We start from the raw sequence: 20,138 nt of genomic DNA, 5'->3' as shown, positions 1-20,138 counted from the left end.
TTTCGTTCTGACCGATGCTTATTGCGCTTTCGCGTGGGCGTGTGCCAGAATGTCTAAGCATTCGATTGAATCAAATGTTCGAATGGAATGTAGCAAGCGCCATGGATCGTCGTCAAGACAATATTTCACCGGCGACCGCTATCGGTTGCACGCTGCCCGGAGCCTGTCGTAGCCTTGCGCACAGGCGTCCTCGTTGCCAGGTTCATTCGATCACTCAAACCATCTTGACAGGAGACCTCAAATGAAATCGTTACTCGCGTCGCCCAATACAGCCGTGATCGTCACTGGTGGGGCTTCAGGGCTCGGGCTTGCCTCGGCGCGCGCACTAGCCGCCGTAGGTCGCGATGTCGCGCTGTGGGACATCCAGGCTGAGAAGGCGCAAAGCCGGGCAGCGGAGATTGCCAAGGAATTTGGCGTTGCGGCACTCGGCGTTGGCGTCGACCTGTGCGATCCCGGCGCGCTGCGGACTGCGCTGAGCGCAACCCGCGCGGCATTGCCCAGAATTGGTGGCTTGCTCCATGCTGCGGGTACGGTCGATACCGAGTCGCTCGAGGGCATCACTCCGGAAAAATGGGATGCTGGCATCAATGTCCACCTCCGCTCATTCGCACTCCTGGTGCAGGCGCTGTTGCCGGATCTCCGCGCCAATCCGGGCTCTGCGGTGGTCGGCATTGCGTCAATCAACGCTACCCTGGGCAATCATATCAACCCCATCTACAGCGCAGCGAAAGGCGGCATGTTGTCACTGATCCGGTCGCTGGCGGACGGCCTTGGGCGCGATAACATCCGTATCAACGCGATTTCCCCGGGCCAGATCCTGACGCCAATGCTCCAGCCCGCCGTGGACAGTTTGCCGGCAGGCACCTTCGAGCGCCGTATTCTCCTCGGCCGACTGGGTCAACCGGAGGAAATTGGCCGTGTTGCGCGCTTCCTTTTGTCGGACGAGGCGAGTTACATTACTGCCGCGGAGATTGTTGTTGATGGCGGCAACATCTCATCGCAGCGTATGTGAGTCGGCAGTAGTGCCGAACGCATAGCCGGGCGCGACAGGGCATTGAGCCGCATTGCTGCCCAATGCCCTGTCGCACTGTCTCAACGACCGCACGGAATATGGGGTTATTGGCGTCATTGGCCAATTGCCTCAGAGGGGGAGGCGGCACCCGTCCTATCTGTATTCGATGACATTACCCACTGTAAAAGGCGAGGCCCGGGAACGCATTCTGCTGGCGGCCGAAGAACTGATGGCCAAGTACGGCGTGGACGGCGTATCTGCGCGCAGCATCAACGCGGCGGCCGGCGTTAGCGCCGGTATTCTCCACTATCACTTCGGCGGCCTGGATAAGGTAGTGGACGCGCTGCTGGAGCGCCATATGATGCCGTTGATGGCGCAACGCCGTGCCATGTACGATTCCCTTCAGGCGCAGCCACAGGTCACGCTCCGCGCCGTCGTGGAAATACTTGTCATCCCGCTTGCCAGGAAGATCATTGAAGAAGGCAGCGCGGGTGCGCGCTATGTTCAATTCCTGGCGCGCCTCCATACGGACCGCAACCCGAAGATCGCCCGGATATTCGAGCAGTCGTTTGGGGAGAATTCCTCCGCCTTGATTGCAATGCTTCAGCGCATCCTGCCCGAAATTCCTATGCGAGTGCTCGGGCTGCGGCTGATCGTCTGTTCCCATGCGATGCTCCAGAGTCTCGCCGACATATCCGCTCGTCCCCAATTGCCGATAGCTCCGGGGAACGCTTCGCGGGAACAGGTACTGTGGGACCACGTGGAGATTCTGATCGAGTTTCTTTGTGGCGGGATGGCGGCTCCAACCAACTTGCACAGTCGATTCGGCGACTGCGAGACATAGAACGGGCGAACTGTTCGATAGCCTGTCGGCGGCGCAAGGATTGTGGGTTCGGCGACTAGGGAAATGGCGTAGCCAACGCAGGGCATCCTGCCTTACGAGTTAAGGCGGCACGCAGGGTTCCGTCCGACATGGCAGGCAACGGCGGCGGCGGCCAAATACGGTAGTACCGTATGCGAGCGTGCCGCCGGCAAGGGCGTGCGTTTCAGACTGGTCAGCCTAATGGCAGGCCGCGCGAGCGTGCCAAGGTCATTGCGGTGTCTTCAATCATGTCTTCCTGACCTCCGACCAGCCGTTGACGCCCCAGCTCGACCAGGATCTCGCGCGCCGGAATGCCGTACTTGGCCTGGGCGCGCTTGGCGAACAGCAGGAAGGACGAGTACACGCCGGCGTAGCCCAGCGTAAGCGCATCGCGGTCGATGCGGATCGGCTGGTCCATGATGGGTACCACCAGGTCTTCGGCGACGTCGGCGATGCGGAACACGTCCACGCCGGTCTCGATGCCCATGCGCTCGCAGACCGCCACGAAGACTTCCATCGGCGTATTGCCGGCGCCGGCGCCCAGCCCGGCGGCTGCCGCGTCGATGCGCGTGGCGCCGCAGGCCACGGCCGCCAGCGAGTTGGCAATCCCCATGGCCAGGTTGTGGTGGCCGTGGAAGCCCAGTTCGGTTTCCGGCTTGAGCGCCTGGCGCACGGCCGTCAGCTTGGCGGTGACGTCGTGCGGCAGCATATGCCCCGCCGAATCGGTAATGTAGAGGCAGTTTGCGCCATAGGACTCCATCAGCAGCGCCTGTTCCACCAGCGTCGCTTCCGGCGCCATGTGCGCCATCATCAGGAAGCCCACAGTGTCCATGCCGAGCTTGCGCGCCATGCCGATATGCTGCTCGGAGACATCGGCCTCGGTGCAGTGAGTGGCTACGCGGATGGTGTGCACGCCCAGTTCATGCGCCATGCGCAGGTGGTCGATGGTGCCGATGCCGGGCAGCAGCAGGGCGGAGACCTTGGCTTGCTTCAGTTCGCCCAGCACGGCTTGCAGGTATTCCTCGTCGCTATGCGCGGGAAAGCCGTAGTTGACCGAGGCGCCCCCCAGGCCGTCGCCATGGGTCACTTCGATCAGCGGCACGCCGGCGTCGTCCAGCCCGCGGGCGATCGTCTTCATCTGGTCGAGCGAGATCTGGTGGCGCTTCGGGTGCATGCCGTCGCGCAGGGTCATGTCGTGCACGGTAATGCGTTGGTTCATATCGGGCTCCTTATGCGGTAGTGGCCACGGCGGGCAGCGCGCCGCGCAGCATGGCGGCGCCGATGCGCTCGGCGGTGCGCGCGGCGGCGGCGGTCATGATGTCGAGATTGCCGGCGTACTTGGGCAGGTAGTCGCCCAGGCCCTCGACTTCCATGAAGATGGAGACGCGCTTGCCGTCGAAGACAGGGCCGTTCTTGAGCGTGTAGCCGGGCACGTATTGCCGCACCTCGGCAATCATGTCGTGGACCGACGCCGTGATGGCTTCCACGTCCGGCTCGTCCTCGGTCAGGCAGTGGATGGTGTCGCGCATGATGAGCGGAGGCTCGGCCGGGTTGATGACGATGATGGCCTTGCCCTGCCGCGCGCCGCCCACCTGTTCGATGGCGCCTGCGGTGGTGCGGGTGAACTCGTCGATGTTCCGACGCGTGCCGGGCCCGACCGAGCGCGAGGAAACGGTGGCGACGATCTCACCATAGGCCACCGCCTGCACGCGCGACACGGCGTACACCATGGGAATGGTGGCCTGCCCGCCGCAGGTGACCATATTGACGTTCATCGCATTGCTGCCGAGATGTTCGTCCAGGTTGACCGGCGGCACGCAGAAGGGCCCGATGGCCGCCGGCGTGAGGTCGATCACGCGCACGCCGCGCGCGGTGAGCTGGTCGGAGTGCTGGCGGTGCACGTAGGCCGAGGTCGCATCGAAAGCGATGCGGATGTCGTCTGCGGCCAGGTGCGGCAGCAGGCCGTCGAGGCCCTGGTCGGTTGTCTTCAGGCCCAGTTCGCGGGCCCGGGCGAGGCCATCCGAATTCGGGTCGACGCCAACCATCCAGACGGGTTCCAGGACGGTGCTGCGGCGCAGCTTGTAAAGCAGGTCAGTGCCAATATTGCCGGGGCCGATCAGGGCGCACTTGATTTTTGCCATGGGGCTTCTTGCCTGGTTTGGAGTTGTGGGTGAGTTCAGACGAATTCGGTGCTGCACGTGCCGATCCCGTCGATGCGCAGTCGCAGGCGGTCTCCGGCAGCGACCGGAATCAGCGCCGCAAGGGAGCCGGAAAGAATGGTCTCGCCGGCAAGCAGTGGAATGCCGAGTTCGCCGAGCGTGTTGGCCAACCAGGCCACCGCCTCGGCGGGATGACCGAGGGCGGCGCTGCCCTGGCCTGTAGCGACAACGGCGCCGTTTTTTTCAAGCGCCATGGTGCAGGCGGCAAGGTCGAGGCCGGCCGGGCTCACGCGCTCCTCGCCAAGCACGTAGACCCCACAAGAGGCGTTGTCGGCCACCGTGTCCTGAATACGGATGCGCCAGTCGGTGATGCGTGAGTCTACGATCTCGAAGCAGGCCGAGACCGCCTCGGTGGCGGCCAGCACATCCGCGCGGGTCACACCGGGGCCGCGCAGGTCTCGTTTGAGGAAGAAGGCAATCTCGCCTTCGGCGCGTGGCTGGATCAGCGTGTTTGCGGCAATGGCCTTGCCGTCCGGGTATTCCATGCTGGCCAGCAGCATGCCGAAGTCGGGCTGGTGCACGTCCAGCATCTGCTGCACGGGCAAACTGGTAACGCCGATTTTCTTGCCGGTGACGCGGTCGCCTTGCGCCAGCCGCCGTGCAACGAAATGCTGCTGGATGTGATAGGCGTCGCGCACCGTGAGCGGGTGGCCACGTCCGCTCAATGGGGCGACTGGTACGCGGGCGGTCAGGGCTCGATGAAGGTCATCGCCGAATGCGGCGATCAGTTCGGGATCCATGGTCAGACTCGATGTCAGGCGGGGCAATGCGATGAAATTCGCCCCCTTGGCCTTTGCGGGAAGGGGGCGATTGAAGGCGTGCGGTCAGTGACCGGCACCTCGCGCCGCGTCGGGCGAGAAGTAGGTCTCGTTGAACTCGGGGCTGTTGTTGAGCACCGGCATCGGCCCCTCGTTGGTCAGGCGGTCGGCGAGATAGGCACCCGAAATCAAGTCATGATATGTGGTTGTGGTCGGGTAGAGGTTTCGTGCGTCATAGGCATAGACGGTTGCCGCCAGGTTGGTTCGCCACAGCTGGCCGCGCGCATCATAGTTGTCGGCGGCGAGAGCGGTCCAGCTGTCCTCGTCCAGGTAAAGCACCCGCTTGGCGTACTGATGCCGGAAGCCCTCCTTGAGGGTGGCTTCCAGGACCCATACGCGATGCATTTCATAGCGCATATAGTCCGGGTTGAGGTGGCCTTTGCCCAGGATGTCCTGGTACTTGGCCGGGCTCATCAGCTTGTAGTTGTTGTACGGCACATAGATTTGCTTCTTGCCGACAATCTTCCAGTTGTAGCGTTCACCCGAGCCGTTGAACAGGCGGTCGTCGTCGAGGGTGCGGATTCCGCCTGSGCCGGAGGGCTGATCGAAGCCAAATTCCGGGGCCTGCCGTACGCGCCGCGTACCGGGGTTGTACTGCCACGCGCGGCGGGTATCGGAGCCTTCCTTGTCATAAAATTCGTGGCCGACAGACAGCATGCCCCGGTCGCGCAGGGGCAGATCGGTCGCGGTGCGGAAAAAGCCCCTGGTGTCGCTCTTGAGGTCGAAGTTGGCGCCATTCCGCGGCGATAGGATCGAATAACGCACACGGCCCCAGGCAATGTTGCCGTCGCCGTATACGGCTGCCTGGTCGTAGGTGGCGGATTCGGTATTCATCGACGGGGAGTAGCGCAGGTTCCACATCAGTTCGAGGCCGCTCTTCGGGATCGGGAAGGGGACGATAGGGGGGGCGTCCTTCAATCCGTTACCGTCGGCCGTCATTCTGGTGCCGGGCGYGTAGGTGCGGATGTTCTTGTAGGTCGCATCGTTGTAGCGGAAGTCGCGATGGGTCGGATATACCGGCATCTTGAAGGTATCCGGATACTTCTTGAACAGTGCCTTCTCGCCGTCGGTCAAGTGATCGGCGTACTTATCCATGTTCTGCGCGGTGATCACCACGACCGGCTTTTCGCTGGCGTAAGGGTCGGGGTAGCGGTCTCCCCGCTTCCACTGCACTCCGGGGGGGGCGCCCAGCCATTTCCCGCCCCAGGCGGGGATCTGCCCGTCCTTGCTGGCGGCGCGCTCGGCGCCCATCGGGGTCAGGTCGCCATCGAGTTGCTTGAGTTCGTCCGGCGTCACCGAGGCGTACGAGGCTGCCGCCAGCAGCATGCTGCTGGCCAGCAACGTGCTACGGATCAAAAGATTTTTATGCTGTCGCATCACAGTCTCACTCCTTTAGATAAATCTGGCAATTGCGCGTGATATCGCTGCCAGGTCAAAACGAATACTTCGCATTGAATGCCACATAGTCGCGGTCGGCCAACGGTCGATTAACAATGTTCGCCTTGCCCAGGAACATCGCGTAAGTCAGGTTCAGTTCGAGGTTGTTCAAATATCTGAAAGTCACGCCGACGCTCGCGCGGCGGTCACCATATCCGGTCAGTGAACCGAAGCCGCCGGCCACTGCCGACTTTCCGCTGAATTCGTGCGCATACGTCAGCGGCACCGTCATGTCCCAGCCGTTAAAGATGTTGAGATAGGAGAGCGACCAGCCAAGCTGCAGGGCCGCCGAGTTCCTGGTGTTGGTGAGTGTGCTGAAGCCATTGACCGGCGTGACGCTGAGCACATGCAGGTAGGCGATTTCGCCCACCAGGCTCTGGGAGCTGGCGAGGAATGTCGGTCCGATGGAGTAAATGGCCGACATCTGGCCCTGGACGGCCTTGCCCGGTGTTGCGGTGGCGGCACCGTTGACATTCACCAGGATTGGCACGCCGTCTTTGTAGCTGACTTCGCCCGCCACGTTGGCGCCGAGAAATTGCGTTGAGAAGCTCGCGCCGGTCAGATTGATGCCGCTGAAGAACTTCTGCTGGTACTGCAGCGTCGGGAACAGGGTTGTCACGACATTCGGATTTTTGTCGTGGTAGCGCAATTGGTACAAGCCAAACTCGGCGTCGAACGCGCGAAAGCGAGTACCTACGCCCCACTGGCCGGAGTTTGGTGGGTTGATATCCGAACCGCGCGGGATGTGTCTGCCACCGGGGCCGATGATGAATTCGGCACCCGGCCCAACGACGTCGGAGGTACTGAAGTAGGCGCCAGCGGGGTTGAGTTGGTTGGACTTGTAGGTGAACTGGTAATAGCCAAGCAGGCTGAAATTGGGATTCGCTTCCCACTGCAACGAAGCCTGTGGCACCGGCAGCAGGATGTCCTTGACTTCGGCCCCCGGCACAAACGACTTGGTGGCGTCCGCCGGCCCCTGCGCTCCGGCGATGTTGGGGAAGAACAGACTCTCGCCCCATGCCACTACCTGATTGCCGAGCTTGACGCTCAAACGCGTGCTGTCGATGTTGAAGGTGCCATAAGCGTAGGCATCCAGCAACTGGGCCCGCTGGCCGTTGTAGTAGCGCGCGGAATCCGTAAACTCATTGAAGGGGCCGGAGTGGTTGACGGTGGCGGGCGCATCGTTGGAATTGGAAGTGCGATAGGCCCGGTCGTAGAACGCACTGCCGCGCAGGAAGGCACCAAACTCGCCGCGCTGGAGGTTGGCCTCGCCCAGCACGGTGGCACGGTTGGCGGTCATGTCGCCGCGCTTGAAGTTGCGGTCGCCGTCGTCGCCGTTGATATTGGCGGGTGCCAGCAGCGCACCGCTTTGTCCCTGCACCCGCACGGCCGCGGCATAGGTGGTGTTGAAGGAATAGCTAAGCGACGTATCGTTGCCGAGATCGATGGTGTTGCCGGCCCAGGCGGACGGCGTGATCGCCGCGGCGATGGCCGAAACGATGGCGGCTGGCCGTAGCCTGCGTGTGCGATGTGGTGAACCCCTTTGTGACACTTGCACTTGTCTCCCCCTATGGTGTTGGTGATGCATTGACCGAGCACGTCTTGTGGCTTCTTCTTTGATGAGAAGCGTAATGAGCGACGGTGGGCGCGGAATCGTCAGAACGGACTAGACGGTTTCCCCTATGCGATGGCGAACGGCCGCACTCGCAGGCACGCCGCTAGTCCGAACGGAGGATGAAGCGCGGCGGCATGCGCGATAGCGTCGGGCATCGCCCCGCGCGGTGAGGTCGCGGCGCGGGAATCACTGAGGAGGAATGCGATGCGCAGTGCAAAGGAATCCATCGTTGCGGTAGTCACGGGCGGCTCGCGTGGCGCGGGCAAGGGCATCGCGCTGGCGCTGGCGCAAGCTGGCGCGACGGTGTACGTCACCGGGCGCACCGAGCGCGACGGCGAGGCGCCGTTGCCCGGCACCATCCACGAGACCGCGCGCGAGATCGATGCGCGCGGCGGCAAGGGCATCGCGGTGGCCTGCGACCATCGCGACGATGCGCAGGTGCGCAGGCTGTTCGAGCAGGTGGGCGACGAATCGGGGCGGCTGGATATCCTGGTGAACAACGCCACCTTCCTGCATGACGAACTGATCGAGCCGGGCGGCTTCTGGGAGAAGCCGCTGGCCCTGGTGGACATCCTCGACGTGGGCCTGCGCTCGGCCTATGTGGCGAGCTGGCATGCGGCGCCCATGATGGTGGCTGGCGGGCGCGGCTTGATGGCGTTCACGTCGTCTTTCGGCGCGAGCTGCTATATGCACGGTCCGGCCTATGGCGCGCAGAAGACCGGCGTGGACAAGTTCGCCAAGGACATGGCGGTTGACCTGCGCCCGTACGGCGTGGCGGCGGTATCGGTCTGGATGGGCCCGCTGCGCACCGAGCGCACCATGCGGGTCTGGGAGCGCGAGCCCGACAAATACGCCGCCTTTGCGCCAAGCGCGGAAAGCCCGGAATTCACCGGCAAGGTCATACTCGCCTTGCATGGCGACGCCGCCGTCATGGAGAAATCCGGCCAGGTGCTGATCAGCGCCGAGATTGCGCAGGAGTACGGCATATGCGATATCGACGGCAAGCAGCCCGTTTCCTATCGCTCGGTGCTGGGCGGGCCGGTGCAGGCGCATCCGGCCAAGGTCGAGTAGGCGCGCACCGGGCGGCTCAGCTGGCCTGGTGGACTGCCGCGTCGAGGAAGGCCGGACGCTCGCCGCCACCGTCGATGACCAGGTTGGCGCCCGATACGTAGGCGGCATGCGGCGAGGCCAGGAAGAGGCAGGCGTCGGCAATGTCGCGCGGAGCGGCAAGGCGTCCGAGCGGCACGGTATCGGCCACCCGCTGGAGCGTGGCCGGATCGCCGTAGTGTTGCTGCTGCGCGGCCTCGGTCAGCACCAGGCCCGGACTGACGGCCGTGACCCGCACGCGTGGGGCCCATTCCACCGCCAGCGAGCGGACTGCGTTCAGGATGCCCGCCTTGGCCGCGCCGTAGGCGGCGGTGCCGGGGGAGGGCCGCAGCGCGCTGACGCTGCCGATGAAGATCTGCGCGCCGCCGCTGGCCTGGGCCTGCATGCGCGCGTTGGCGCGCTGCGCCAGTTGCAGCGGCGCCACCAGGTTCAGGCGGATGATCGATTCCATCAGGCGCGGCGAGGCGTCCGCGGCGAGCGCGAAGGGTGCGCCGCCGGCATTGTGGATCACGACATCGAGCGAGCCGGCGCTGTCGACGATCCGGGTCAGCAGGGCCTCTACCTGCTCGGTGTCGCGGATGTCGGCTGCCATGAATTCCGCCTGGCGGTGCTGCGTCCCGCCATGCGCCGGCGGCGTGCGCCCGCAGGTGAACACGCGGGCACCTGCCGCGAGGAAACCTTCGGCAATGGCGCGGCCAATGCCGCGCGCGCCACCTGTCACCAACACCGTCTTCCCGCTGAAGTCGATTCCCGTCATCTCTGTTTTCCCTTGATCTCGTTGCCTTGCTGGTCAGTGCGATCTTAGGGAAATCCACGGGACGCTTCGTAGTCTGAAAGGACGATGCCTGCCCCGTGGCGCATGCGCATGATTGGCCGGGTTCGTCATGACAACAGCGGAGACACCGACATGTCCAGTACGTCGCCTGCACCATTTCCGGCCGGCCAAACCATCACCACGCCAGACGGCCTGCGCCTGCACTGCCTCGATGCAGGCGCCGGCGAACCCGTGGTGTTCATCCACGGCAGCGGCCCGGGCGCCAGCGGCCACAGCAACTTCAAGCACAACGTGCCAGCTTTTACCGCGGCCGGCTTCCGCGCCGTGGTGGTCGACCTGCCGGGCTACGGGCAGTCGTCGAAGCCGGCGGATGTGGAATACACGCTGGACTTCTTCGTCGCCGCGCTGCGCGCGCAATTGCTGGCGCTGGCACTGCCGCGCTGCGTACTGGTGGGCAACTCGCTGGGCGGCGCCATCGCGCTGAAGTACGCGCTGGACTACCCGGAACATGTCAGCCGCCTGGTGATGATGGCGCCGGGTGGCGTCGAAGACCGCGAGACCTATTTCCGCATGGAAGGCATCGAGAAGATGGTGTCGCTGTTCACCGGCGGGCAAATGAACCATGACACCATGCGCCAGCTGCTGAAGTTGCTGGTGCATGACGCCACGCTGGTCACCGATGCGCTGGTGGACGAGCGCATGGCCGTCTGCAAGGAGCAGCCGCGCGAGGTGCTGGCCACCATGAAGGTGCCCAACCTGACTGAACGCCTGGGTGAGATCGCGTGCCCCGTGCTCGGTTTCTGGGGCACGGAAGACCGCTTCAACCCGGCAGGCGGCGCTCTCAAGTTCCTGCAGGGTTGCCGCGATGCGCGCTTCGTGCTGATCAATCGCTGCGGCCACTGGGTGATGGTCGAGCACAGCGATTACTTCAACCGCGAATGCCTGGGCTTCCTCGCGGACACGGGCGAAGCCGCCGTTTAGCGTGGCTGTCCGGCCGGCGCGCCGGCAGCGCAAGGTAAATAAACGCATGAGACAACATGGAATACCCGTTCAACCTGTTYCAGCGAGGAATGGAATGACCATCGACATGACCATGGCCGYGAACAAGAGCGCCGGCATGAAGGCCACCTTGCTCGATTACGTGGCCGCTTTCAATGCGGCGGACGCCGGGCGCGTGGCGGCGCTGTTTGCCGACGACGCGACCGTCGAGGACCCCGTTGGCGGCCCGGTGATAGCCGGGCGGGACAGCATCCTCGCCTTCTACCGGTACGCGACGTCGCTCGATGCGCGCCTGGAAGTGGTGGCGGCGCCCCGGGGTTCGCACGGCAATGCGGCGGCCTTGTGTTTCGCGGTGTACGTGCAGATGCAGGGGCAGCCGGTACGCATCGACGTGACCGATGTGATGACCTTTGGTGCAGACGGGCGCATTACAGGCATGCGCGCCTTCTGGGGGCCGGATGACGTGCATCCGCAGTAAGGCGTGTGCCGCGCGGCCATGGTGAGACGTCGGGCGTGTGATGCGGCCGTCACGAGAGAGCGCATCCTCGCCAGCGCTGAGCGGCTGTTCGAACGCCAGGGCGTGCAATGCGTCACGCTGGAACAGGTGGCCGGTGCAATCGCCATGACACGCGGTGCGGTCTACGGGCACTTCCGTAGCCGCGCCGACCTGCTGGCAGCCATCATGGGGCGGGCGGAGGCGCATCTGGCCGGCTGGCTCGCAGCCTTCGCCGGTAACGGCGGGGGCCTGGCCCGTCCGGATCTGGAGCGCGTGCTTGCGACGATGTTGCAGGACGAGGCAGTGCCGCGCTATGCGGGCATCGTCCTCGGCTTGCTGCACCACGCTTGCACGCCTGCGTGCGAGCTATGCCACCTGACAGTCCGCATCCGTGCCCGTGCCAAGGTGCTGTGCGACGACCTTGGCAGGCTGCTGGGCGAGCAAGACAAGGCCATGCTGCTGGCGGCGCATCTCTGGGGCCTGCTATGCGCCCGTTCGCTGCGACTGGCGCCGGTAGACCTGGCGGAATGCGTCGGGCCGCTGCTGCGGCTCTATGGGGACTAGCTGGCGCTTCGCCTGCTTCCCGGCGCACGCACGGGCGTACGGGATTGCCCCTAGTCTGCCTGGACGAGGAAGTTATTCGTTCCAGTGGCTACCTTTGGGGCATCAGACCGTGCCAGCCCCGGCGATGCAGGAGCAGGGCAGAAGGGAAAGAAGATACAAGCAGGGAGGAGACTGTCGTGAAAGCTGGAAATCGCATCGGATGTTTGTTGGGCGCCGCCGCAGTGCTGGTGCTTGGCTTCGCTGCCGGCCTGATCACGGCAGCGGCTCCCGCCAGGGAGGACGGCACGAACGAACGCGCATCCGCCGCCGCGACGGATATCCGGGTGGCGGTGGATGCCGTGCCGACTGACTGTGACTATGCCTGCTGGCAGAACCGGGGCGTCTCGGCCGTGACGCTACTGGGTAATTGGCCGCCTCGGTAGCCACCTGGTCCTGTCAGGGAACATGGCGGGATCTTCTCCGGGTGCCGGCATCGGCCGGTCATGCCGGTCCAGCCTCTGTTCCATCATCATCGGCATCAGGCCCATGTTGTCCTCGATGAGGTTCATGCGCTGGTCCTGACTCATGCGGGGACCGCCGGCCCCGCACCCCTTGCCGCCGAACATCCCCCCTGCCGTCCATCCTATCCATCATCATGGACCGTCCATGCCGTGCATGCCCTGCATGCGCTCCGCCATCGGGCGTCGCCGCCCGGGCGCGGTACCTCGACCTGGCACAACGAATCGTTCCTTCTTGATTGGCATCAATCTCTTGGCGCCGGCTACGCACACACTAGATAGAGGCGTAGTGATGCCTGGCGCGGCTGCGAGTGCTTGAATCGGTACGTCGGGGTGGCGGAGTGCCAGGCAATTCGGGTGCCCATCCTGTTGGCGGCCCGGTTCTTGCGGCACGGTCACTCTTTTGCATGGCTGCACAGCACACTGTCGGACGAGGCTGGTCAGAGAATGAGGAAACCGTGAACCGATGCCAACTCACGAGGTGATGAATGCCCATGGAACCGCGACAACAGCAATTCTCCCTGTGGTACGTCCTCCTGGCGATGATGATGATGCTTGTCATCCAGAGTTATGTTGCCTCCGCGCATGTCGACAATCTCTCCTATAGCGATTTCAAGGTCCTGCTCAAGGCTGGCAAGCTCAGCGATGTCGTGATCGCGGATGACGTGGTCACCGGCACCCTCAATACGCAGGGACTGGAAGGCCTGTTGCCCAAAACGGAGGTGGATGCGCTGCTGGGCCAGGGGAAGGGCGATCATCAGTTCGCCACTGTCCGGGTCAATGACCCCAATCTGGTCCAGGACCTCGAAGCCGCCAAGGTGCGCTTCCTGGGGAAGGTCGACAACAAGTGGATTGCCACACTGCTGTCCTGGGTCGTGCCCGCGCTGCTGTTCTTTGCGTTCTGGAGCTTTATGATCAAGCGCATGGGTGGCGCGGCTGGCGGGATGATGGAGATCGGCAAGAGCAAGGCCAAGGTCTATATGCAGAAGGAGACCGGTGTCACCTTTGCCGACGTTGCCGGCATCGACGAGGCCAAGGCGGAACTGATGGAAATCGTGGAGTTCCTCAGGAGTCCCGAGCGCTACCGGCGCCTTGGTGGAAAGATCCCCAAAGGGGTGTTGTTGCTTGGCGCGCCGGGGACTGGCAAGACGCTTCTCGCCAAGGCAGTCGCAGGGGAAGCAGCGGTGCCTTTTTTCAGCATGAGTGGCTCCGGCTTCGTCGAGATGTTTGTCGGCGTGGGCGCTGCACGGGTGCGCGACCTCTTTATGCAGGCTGAGCAGAAGGCGCCCTGCATTATCTTCATCGACGAGCTGGATGCCCTTGGCAAGACGCGCGGCTTCAACGCCGTCGGCGGTCAGGACGAGCGGGAGCAGACCCTGAATCAACTGCTGGTGGAGATGGACGGGTTCGATACCAATAAGGGGGTCATCATCATGGCTGCCACCAATCGTCCCGAGATTCTCGATCCCGCGCTGCTGCGACCCGGGCGATTCGACCGTCATGTTGCGCTGGACCGTCCGGACCTGAAAGGGCGAGAGCAGATTCTCAGGGTGCATGCCAGGAACGTGACCCTGGCCCCCACCGTGGATCTCGCCAGGCTGGCCGGGCGTACGCCGGGATTTGCCGGCGCGGATCTGGCTAACCTGGTCAATGAAGCGGCGCTGCTGGCGGCCCGCAAAGGCAAGGATGCCGTCGAGGTGGGAGATTTTGACGAGGCATTAGACCGGATCGTCGGTGGACTGGAGAAGAAGAACCGCGTCATGAATCCCCGGGAGAAGGAAACCATCGCGTTTCACGAAGCGGGTCACGCGCTGGTTGCGGAACATCGCCCCAATGCCGACCGGGTCTCGAAGATCTCCATTATTCCGCGTGGCGTCGCGGCGCTGGGTTATACGCAGCAGACACCGACCGAGGATAGATATCTTCTCAAGAAAAGCGAGTTGCTCGACCGGCTCGACGTATTGCTGGGCGGGCGCGTTGCCGAACAGATCATTTTTTCCGATGTTTCCACCGGCGCGCAGAATGACTTGCAGCGCGCCACCGACATCGCCCGGCAGATGATTACCCAATACGGCATGAGCGAGCAACTCGGGCTGGCTACCTACGAGGCCATGCCCAATCCCATGTTCGCGGGCGCCGCCATGCTCCCGCACGATCGAAAAGAGTACAGCGAGCGCACGGCGCAAATGATCGACGACGAGGTCAGGCAATTGCTGAAGGAGGCGAGCCTGCGCGTGCAGCAAACCTTGCTGGAGCATCGGGAGACGCTGAAAGGACTGGCGAAACTGCTGCTCAAGAAGGAAGTTGTGGATCGCGCAACGCTGGATCAGTTGCTGTCGGGTAAGGCGCTGGTGCCGGAGAGCGCCCAGCCTGGCGAAATGCCGGGCAGCGGACGGCCGGTAGGAGCGGAATCATGAGTAAGAGGCGGCATGGATATCTGTCGGGAGACGAGAACGGCGTCCCGTCGCACGATGGGCACGATGGCTATGAGGAAGATCTACGCCTGCTGCAGATAGAGTTGGTGAAGCTGCAGAAACACTTCATTGGTTGCCAGGACAAGATCCTGGTGATCCTTGAAGGCCGCGACGCAGCCGGCAAGGATGGCACCATCAAGCGCATCGTCGAGTATCTCAGCCCGCGCGAGACACGGGTGGTGGCGCTGGGAAGACCCTCCGACCGGGACCGTGGTTCGTGGTACTTCCAACGCTATGTGGCGTACCTGCCGGCTGCCGGGGAATTCGCGCTGTTCAATCGTAGCTGGTACAACCGCGCGGGCGTTGAACACGTCATGGGTTTTTGTACCGACGCAGAGCGTGAGGAGTTCATGTCGAGCGTCACGGAGTTTGAAAGCATGCTGGTTCGCTCGGGAATCCGCTTGATCAAGTACTACCTCGATATCAGCAAGGAGGAACAGAGGAAGCGCCTTGCGGAGCGGCGGCGCGATCCGCTGAAGCAATGGAAGGTCAGCCCGATCGACCAGCAGGCGGTGCGCTTGTGGAAGAAATACAGCGAGGCCCGCAACGAGATGTTTGCTCGCACGAGCGCCGCGGTGCCATGGACCGTGGTGCGCGCCGACGATAAGCGCCTGGCGCGCCTTAACCTGATCAAGGACTTGCTGACGCGCCTGCACTATGCCGACAAGGACGACATGCTGATACGCCCCAGTCGGGAGGTCGTATTCACCTATGACGCGCCATGTCTGGAGAACGGTGCTATCGCGGCTTGATTGTCGGGCGCCATGAAGCCGCCATCAAGCCACTTCCGCCACCCGTATCTCCGCCAGCAGCTTCTTCAACTCCGGCACGCAAGACCCGCAATTGCCGCCCGCCTTCACGCAGGCGGTGACTTCGGCCGGCGTCTTCAGGTCGTGCTTGCGCACCGCGTCGCAGATGGTGTTGCGCCCCACGCCGAAGCAGGAGCACACGGTGGGGCCGGCGTCGGCGCCTTTTTCCATCGGCTGGCCCAGCAGCAGCCCGATGCGATCGGCGTCTTCCAGGCGCTCCTTGGCGAACAGCGTGGACAGCCACGCGCGCGAGGGCAGTTCGGGGCGCGTGCACACATAGATGCAGGCCTGGAGGCGGTCGTCGACCACATGGCCGGCATGGTAGACGCCGGCGGTGCGGTCTTCGTACTCGATCCAGTCCGCACTGGGGTCATCGATGCCGAGCAACTGGCGGGCCCACGCGGCGCGGTCGGTGATCGTCTCGCGGCCGGCGAATTCGTAGCGCTGGAAATGGCGGCCCTGGATGCGCGTCCAGTAGGTCAGTGCGTCCGCCCGGAGGTCCTCGCGGCTCAACACGAAGCCATGCCACGACACGCGGAACTCTTCCACGCGCACCGGCGTGTGCTTGAACTCGGGCTCGCCCGAGACCGGGTCCACCACCGGGTTGACCAGCGCGCCAACGCGCGCATCGGAGCTGAACTGGCTGTTCCAGTGGATCGGCACGAATACGCTGCCGCGCGCAATGCCGCCGCTGTGCTGCACCCGCGCCACCATGGCGCCCCAGCGCGTGGTCACGCGAGCCAGCTTGCCTTCGCTGACGCCGCAAAGCAGGGCGTCCTGCGGGTGCATGTCGACGAAGGGCTCGGCGATGTGGTCGGCCAGCTTTGGCGATTTGCCGGTGCGGGTCATGGTGTGCCACTGGTCGCGCACGCGGCCCGTGTTGAGCACCAGGGGGAACTCGTCGTCGGTGGCGTGGAACGGCGCGCGCGGCGCGGTGGCGATAAAGCGGGCGCGGCCATCGGGATGGGCGAAATGGCCGTCGGCGAACAGCCGCGCAGTGCCGCCGGACGCGTTGGCGAGGCTCCCGGATGGCACGGCCATCACCGGCCATTGCACCGGCGCGAGCGCGTCGAATTGCTGCTGGTTCATGCCAGCCAGCCCGGCGAGGTCAAACAGGCGTGGCGCGTGGGCCTGATCGCCGCTGCCCGCGTTCCGGTACGCGCTCAGCCGTGCGTGCTCGTCGAAGATCTCGTGCGGTCCGGCAAAGCGGAATCCCTCAAAGCCCATGCGCGTGGCAACGTCGCACAGGATCCGCCAGTCGGCGCGGGCTTCGCCGGGCGCCCGCAGGAAGGCGCGCTGGCGCGAGATGCGGCGCTCGGAACTGGTGACGGTGCCGTCCTTCTCGCCCCAGCCAAGCGCCGGCAGCAGGACGTGCGCCGCGTCGTTGGTATCCGTGCGCAGCATGATGTCGGAGCTGACCACCAATTGGCATCTGGCCAGCGCGCGGCGGGCCTGGTCGGCATCGGGCAGGCTGACGACCGGGTTGGTGGCGATCACCCACACGGCCTTGACCCGGCCTTGCTCGATGGCCTCGAACAGCTCCACCGCCTTCAGGCCTGGCTTGTCCGCGATAGCGGGCGAGCCCCAGAACGCTTGCACGATCTCGCGGTGCAGCGGGTCGGCCAGTTCCATGTGCGCGGCCAGCATGTTGGCCAGGCCGCCGACTTCCCGGCCGCCCATCGCGTTAGGCTGCCCCGTCAGCGAGAAGGGGCCCATGCCCGGCTTGCCCAGCCGGCCAGTGGCCAGGTGGCAGTTGATGATGCTGTTGACCTTGTCGGTGCCTGCCGACGATTGGTTCACGCCCTGGGAGAAGCCGGTCACCACCTTCGGCGTGGCAGCGAACAGCGCATAGAAACCACGCAGGGCTTCGGGGTCCAGCTTGCAGGCTTTGGCCACCTTGGCGACATCGGTGCAGTCCGGGCCAGCCGCGGCCAGCGCGGCATCCAGGCCGCTGGTATGGGCATCGATGAACGACTGGTCCAGCGCGCCATGCTGCGCCAGGTAGTGCAGCAGGCCATTGAACAGCCACACATCGGTGCCCGGCTTGACCGGCAGGTGCAGGTCGGCCAGCTCGCACGTTGCGGTGCGGCGCGGGTCGATCACCACCAGCTTCATATCGGGCCGGGCTTCCTTGGCTTTCAACAGCCGCTGGAACAGGATCGGGTGGCACCAGGCGGTATTGGAGCCGACCAGCACCACCAGGTCGGCCAGTTCCAGGTCTTCGTAGTTGCCCGGCACCAGGTCCTCGCCAAAGGCGCGCTTGTGCCCGGCCACCGCCGACGACATGCACAGCCGCGAATTGGTGTCGATATTGGCGCTGCCGATAAAGCCCTTCATCAGCTTGTTGGCGACGTAGTAGTCCTCGGTCAGCAACTGGCCGGAGACGTAGAGCGCCACGGCATCGGGGCCGTGCTCGGCGATGATGTCCTTGAAGCCCCGGGCGACCTTGTCCAGCGCGTGCTCCCAGGACACTTGCTGCAAGTCGCCGTCGGCCCCGCGTACTTGCGGGTGCAGCAGGCGGCCTTCCAGGCCAACGGTTTCGGCCAGGGCCGAGCCCTTCACGCACAGGCGGCCCTGGTTGGAGCCGTGGCTGGCGTCGCCGGCCACCTCCACGCTGCCGTCGGCATGGCGGGTGGCGCGCACGCCGCAGCCCACGCCACAATACGGGCAGGTGGTATCGGTGACGGTGACTGCGGCGTCGGCGGACAGCAGGGTGGGCGAACCGGTGGAGAGGATGACGGGGATATCGGACAGGTTCACGTTAGCGCTCGTTGCTGGCGGTCAATCGGGGACTGGATCGTTCAAGCGTTGAATCGTTCAAGCGTTAGATCGGTCAGGCTGCCATGGCCTCGCACTGCGCCTTGCCGAACAGCAGCCGCTGGCGCATGGCGCCCACCGGGGCGCCGCTCTGGATCAGGTCGAAGTACCAGGGGCCGTCCTGCACGTCGCCGTACAGTACCGCCCCGACCAGCCGCCCGCCTTGCAGCACCAGCCGCTTGTACATGCCGCGGCGCGGATCGCGCATGACGAGATCCTCGCTGCCTTCGCCGCCGATGAAGTCGCCGGCGGAGTAAAGATCCACGCCAGTCACTTTGAGCTTGGTGGCCGTGGCCTGCTGCACATAGCGGCGATGCCCGGCGCCGGCCAGGTGCGCGGCGGCCACGCGCGCCTGTTCCCAGATCGGCGCGACCAGCCCGAAGGTGGCCTGCCGGTGCTGCACGCATTCGCCCACGGCGTACACGCGCGGATCGAAGGTCTGCAAGGTGTCGTCCACCACGATGGCGCGCTCGCAGCGCAACCCGGCCTGCTGGGCCAGTTCGATATTGGGGCGTACGCCGGCGGTCATCACCACCAGGTCGGCGGGGATCCGGGTACCGTCTTTAAAGCATACGCCGGTCACGCGGTCTTCCCCAAGGATGCCGCTGGTATTGGCATTGAGCAGGAAGCGCAGGCCCTTGCGCTCCAGCGCCTGCTTGAGCAACGCGGCGGCGGGCTTGTCGAGCTGGCGCTCCATCAGGCTGTCGGCCACGTGCACTACGCTGACCTCCATGCCCTGGCGCATCAGGCCGTTGGCGGCTTCCAGGCCGAGCAGGCCCCCGCCGATCACCACGGCGTGGCGATGGTTGCGGGCCGCTGCCAGCATGGTTTCCACGTCCTGGATGTCGCGAAAGGCGATCACGCCATCAAGCTGGTGGCCCGGCACGGGGATGATGAACGGCTTGGAGCCGGTCGCCAGCAGCAGGCGGTCGTAACCCACTTCCCGCCCGGACTGCGAGCGCACCAGCCGGCGGCGGCGGTCGATCGCCACCACCGGATCGCCGGCCAGCAGTTCGATGCCGTTCTGCTTGTACCAGTCGCGGGTGTTGAGCATGATGTCCGCGACCGTCTTCTCGCCCGCCAGCACCGGCGAGAGCAGGATGCGGTTGTAATTGCCGTGCGGCTCGGCGCCGAACACGGTGATGTCATAGAGGTCGGGCGCGAGCTTGAGCAACTCCTCGACCGTACGCATGCCGGCCATGCCGTTGCCGACCACCACCAGGCGGGGTTTGGGGGGCGTGGTCATGCGGCCACCCAGACTTTGCCGTCATAGACGCGGGCCGGATACGCCGCGATGGAGTGCTCGGGCGCTTCCAGGCATTCGCCGGTCTGCAGGTCGAAGTGATGCTTGTAGATCGGCGACGCCACCACGATGCGCTCGCCCAGGCTGCCCACCAGGCCGCGCGACAGCACGGCGGCGTTGGAATTGGGATCGTAATTGGAGATGGCGAACACCTGGTCGCCGTTGCCGCCCTGATCGTCGCTGTGGCCGGGGCCGACCCGGAACACGGCGATCTGCGCCTTGTCCACCAGTGCGCACACGCCGGTATTGGGCACGATGTCGCGCAGGCTGCAAACGGCGGTCCAGGCTTCGGTATGGTGAGTGTGGCTCATGATGTCTTCCTTGGGCGTTGGCG

The 20,138-nt window shown here is 64.6% G+C and carries 18 protein-coding genes; 9 read left to right on the top strand and 9 right to left on the bottom strand.

The window, feature by feature from the left end; genetic code table 11:
• The first annotated feature begins 241 nt into the window (after positions 1-241).
• Together AC1DT6_RS24490 and AC1DT6_RS24485 are read left to right on the top strand one after the other, a co-directional pair.
• Positions 242-1,012: an SDR family NAD(P)-dependent oxidoreductase gene (locus AC1DT6_RS24490; RefSeq protein WP_441629498.1), complete on the top strand. Its 771-nt coding sequence runs from the start codon at positions 242-244 to the stop codon at positions 1,010-1,012.
• Between the two features lie 52 nt (positions 1,013-1,064).
• Positions 1,065-1,856, top strand: coding sequence for a TetR/AcrR family transcriptional regulator (locus AC1DT6_RS24485; protein WP_441629497.1), 792 nt, complete (start codon positions 1,065-1,067; stop codon positions 1,854-1,856).
• 211 nt (positions 1,857-2,067) lie between these two features.
• Here AC1DT6_RS24485 and dmpG read toward each other — a convergent pair whose 3' ends face one another.
• The 5 genes from dmpG to AC1DT6_RS24460 form a co-directional block, all read right to left on the bottom strand.
• Positions 2,068-3,093, bottom strand: coding sequence for a 4-hydroxy-2-oxovalerate aldolase (gene dmpG, locus AC1DT6_RS24480; protein WP_441629496.1), 1,026 nt, complete (start codon positions 3,091-3,093; stop codon positions 2,068-2,070).
• Between the two features lie 10 nt (positions 3,094-3,103).
• Complete coding sequence (locus AC1DT6_RS24475) at positions 3,104-4,015, bottom strand: acetaldehyde dehydrogenase (acetylating) (protein WP_150992279.1); 912 nt, start codon at positions 4,013-4,015, stop codon at positions 3,104-3,106.
• 35 nt (positions 4,016-4,050) lie between these two features.
• Positions 4,051-4,833: a 2-oxopent-4-enoate hydratase gene (gene dmpE, locus AC1DT6_RS24470; protein WP_441629495.1), complete on the bottom strand. Its 783-nt coding sequence runs from the start codon at positions 4,831-4,833 to the stop codon at positions 4,051-4,053.
• An 84-nt stretch (positions 4,834-4,917) separates the two neighbouring features.
• Positions 4,918-6,288, bottom strand: coding sequence for a DUF1329 domain-containing protein (locus tag AC1DT6_RS24465; RefSeq protein ID WP_477114968.1), 1,371 nt, complete (start codon positions 6,286-6,288; stop codon positions 4,918-4,920).
• A 55-nt stretch (positions 6,289-6,343) separates the two neighbouring features.
• Positions 6,344-7,900 (bottom strand): DUF1302 domain-containing protein, encoded by a 1,557-nt coding sequence (locus AC1DT6_RS24460; protein WP_477114971.1) that lies wholly within the window; start codon positions 7,898-7,900, stop codon positions 6,344-6,346.
• 267 nt (positions 7,901-8,167) lie between these two features.
• On the opposite strand from AC1DT6_RS24460, the gene AC1DT6_RS24455 reads away from it, so the two are divergent.
• Positions 8,168-9,034, top strand: coding sequence for an SDR family NAD(P)-dependent oxidoreductase (locus AC1DT6_RS24455; RefSeq protein WP_441629492.1), 867 nt, complete (start codon positions 8,168-8,170; stop codon positions 9,032-9,034).
• 16 nt (positions 9,035-9,050) lie between these two features.
• On the opposite strand, the gene AC1DT6_RS24450 is transcribed toward AC1DT6_RS24455, so the two are convergent.
• Positions 9,051-9,827, bottom strand: coding sequence for an SDR family oxidoreductase (locus AC1DT6_RS24450; RefSeq protein ID WP_441629491.1), 777 nt, complete (start codon positions 9,825-9,827; stop codon positions 9,051-9,053).
• Positions 9,828-9,977: 150 nt separating this feature from the next.
• On the opposite strand from AC1DT6_RS24450, the gene AC1DT6_RS24445 reads away from it, so the two are divergent.
• The 6 genes from AC1DT6_RS24445 to ppk2 all read left to right on the top strand — a co-directional run bounded on the left by AC1DT6_RS24445 (position 9,978) and on the right by ppk2 (position 15,627).
• Complete coding sequence (locus AC1DT6_RS24445; RefSeq protein WP_441629490.1) at positions 9,978-10,826, top strand: alpha/beta fold hydrolase; 849 nt, start codon at positions 9,978-9,980, stop codon at positions 10,824-10,826.
• Between the two features lie 94 nt (positions 10,827-10,920).
• On the top strand, positions 10,921-11,322 hold the full coding sequence (locus tag AC1DT6_RS24440; protein WP_477114967.1) for a nuclear transport factor 2 family protein: 402 nt from the start codon (positions 10,921-10,923) through the stop codon (positions 11,320-11,322).
• An 18-nt stretch (positions 11,323-11,340) separates the two neighbouring features.
• Positions 11,341-11,904 (top strand): TetR/AcrR family transcriptional regulator, encoded by a 564-nt coding sequence (locus AC1DT6_RS24435; RefSeq protein WP_441629488.1) that lies wholly within the window; start codon positions 11,341-11,343, stop codon positions 11,902-11,904.
• A 176-nt stretch (positions 11,905-12,080) separates the two neighbouring features.
• The gene (locus AC1DT6_RS24430; RefSeq protein ID WP_441629487.1) at positions 12,081-12,326 is read left to right on the top strand and encodes a hypothetical protein; all 246 of its coding nucleotides are present in this window, start codon (positions 12,081-12,083) and stop codon (positions 12,324-12,326) included.
• A 569-nt stretch (positions 12,327-12,895) separates the two neighbouring features.
• Complete coding sequence (gene ftsH, locus AC1DT6_RS24425; RefSeq protein ID WP_441629486.1) at positions 12,896-14,818, top strand: ATP-dependent zinc metalloprotease FtsH; 1,923 nt, start codon at positions 12,896-12,898, stop codon at positions 14,816-14,818.
• Positions 14,815-15,627: a polyphosphate kinase 2 gene (ppk2, locus tag AC1DT6_RS24420; RefSeq protein WP_441629485.1), complete on the top strand. Its 813-nt coding sequence runs from the start codon at positions 14,815-14,817 to the stop codon at positions 15,625-15,627. Before ftsH ends, ppk2 begins: the two co-directional genes overlap by 4 nt.
• Positions 15,628-15,651: 24 nt before the next feature.
• Here ppk2 and AC1DT6_RS24415 read toward each other — a convergent pair whose 3' ends face one another.
• The 3 genes from AC1DT6_RS24415 to nirD form a co-directional block, all read right to left on the bottom strand.
• Positions 15,652-18,444: a molybdopterin-dependent oxidoreductase gene (locus AC1DT6_RS24415; RefSeq protein ID WP_441629484.1), complete on the bottom strand. Its 2,793-nt coding sequence runs from the start codon at positions 18,442-18,444 to the stop codon at positions 15,652-15,654.
• 73 nt (positions 18,445-18,517) lie between these two features.
• Complete coding sequence (locus AC1DT6_RS24410; RefSeq protein ID WP_428178847.1) at positions 18,518-19,747, bottom strand: NAD(P)/FAD-dependent oxidoreductase; 1,230 nt, start codon at positions 19,745-19,747, stop codon at positions 18,518-18,520.
• Entirely contained in the window at positions 19,744-20,115 is a 372-nt protein-coding gene (gene nirD, locus AC1DT6_RS24405) for a nitrite reductase small subunit NirD (protein ID WP_045236818.1), read from the bottom strand. The genes AC1DT6_RS24410 and nirD overlap by 4 nt, the downstream gene beginning before the upstream one ends.
• Positions 20,116-20,138: the final 23 nt, after the last annotated feature.

It is taken from the genome of Cupriavidus sp. 01L45 (assembly GCF_056399885.1).
Note: the sequence above shows the minus strand (reverse complement) of the source record. Positions and strands in the feature narration are given on the sequence as shown.

Coding starts and splice junctions, on each gene's coding strand:
- AC1DT6_RS24490 (WP_441629498.1), top strand. CDS start 242: ATGAAATCGTTACTCGCGTCGCCCAATACAGCCGTGATCGTCACTGGT.
- dmpG (WP_441629496.1), bottom strand. CDS start 3,093: ATGAACCAACGCATTACCGTGCACGACATGACCCTGCGCGACGGCATG.
- AC1DT6_RS24475 (WP_150992279.1), bottom strand. CDS start 4,015: ATGGCAAAAATCAAGTGCGCCCTGATCGGCCCCGGCAATATTGGCACT.
- dmpE (WP_441629495.1), bottom strand. CDS start 4,833: ATGGATCCCGAACTGATCGCCGCATTCGGCGATGACCTTCATCGAGCC.
- AC1DT6_RS24455 (WP_441629492.1), top strand. CDS start 8,168: ATGCGCAGTGCAAAGGAATCCATCGTTGCGGTAGTCACGGGCGGCTCG.
- AC1DT6_RS24450 (WP_441629491.1), bottom strand. CDS start 9,827: ATGACGGGAATCGACTTCAGCGGGAAGACGGTGTTGGTGACAGGTGGC.
- AC1DT6_RS24445 (WP_441629490.1), top strand. CDS start 9,978: ATGTCCAGTACGTCGCCTGCACCATTTCCGGCCGGCCAAACCATCACC.
- AC1DT6_RS24435 (WP_441629488.1), top strand. CDS start 11,341: ATGGTGAGACGTCGGGCGTGTGATGCGGCCGTCACGAGAGAGCGCATC.
- ftsH (WP_441629486.1), top strand. CDS start 12,896: ATGGAACCGCGACAACAGCAATTCTCCCTGTGGTACGTCCTCCTGGCG.
- ppk2 (WP_441629485.1), top strand. CDS start 14,815: ATGAGTAAGAGGCGGCATGGATATCTGTCGGGAGACGAGAACGGCGTC.
- AC1DT6_RS24410 (WP_428178847.1), bottom strand. CDS start 19,747: ATGACCACGCCCCCCAAACCCCGCCTGGTGGTGGTCGGCAACGGCATG.
- nirD (WP_045236818.1), bottom strand. CDS start 20,115: ATGAGCCACACTCACCATACCGAAGCCTGGACCGCCGTTTGCAGCCTG.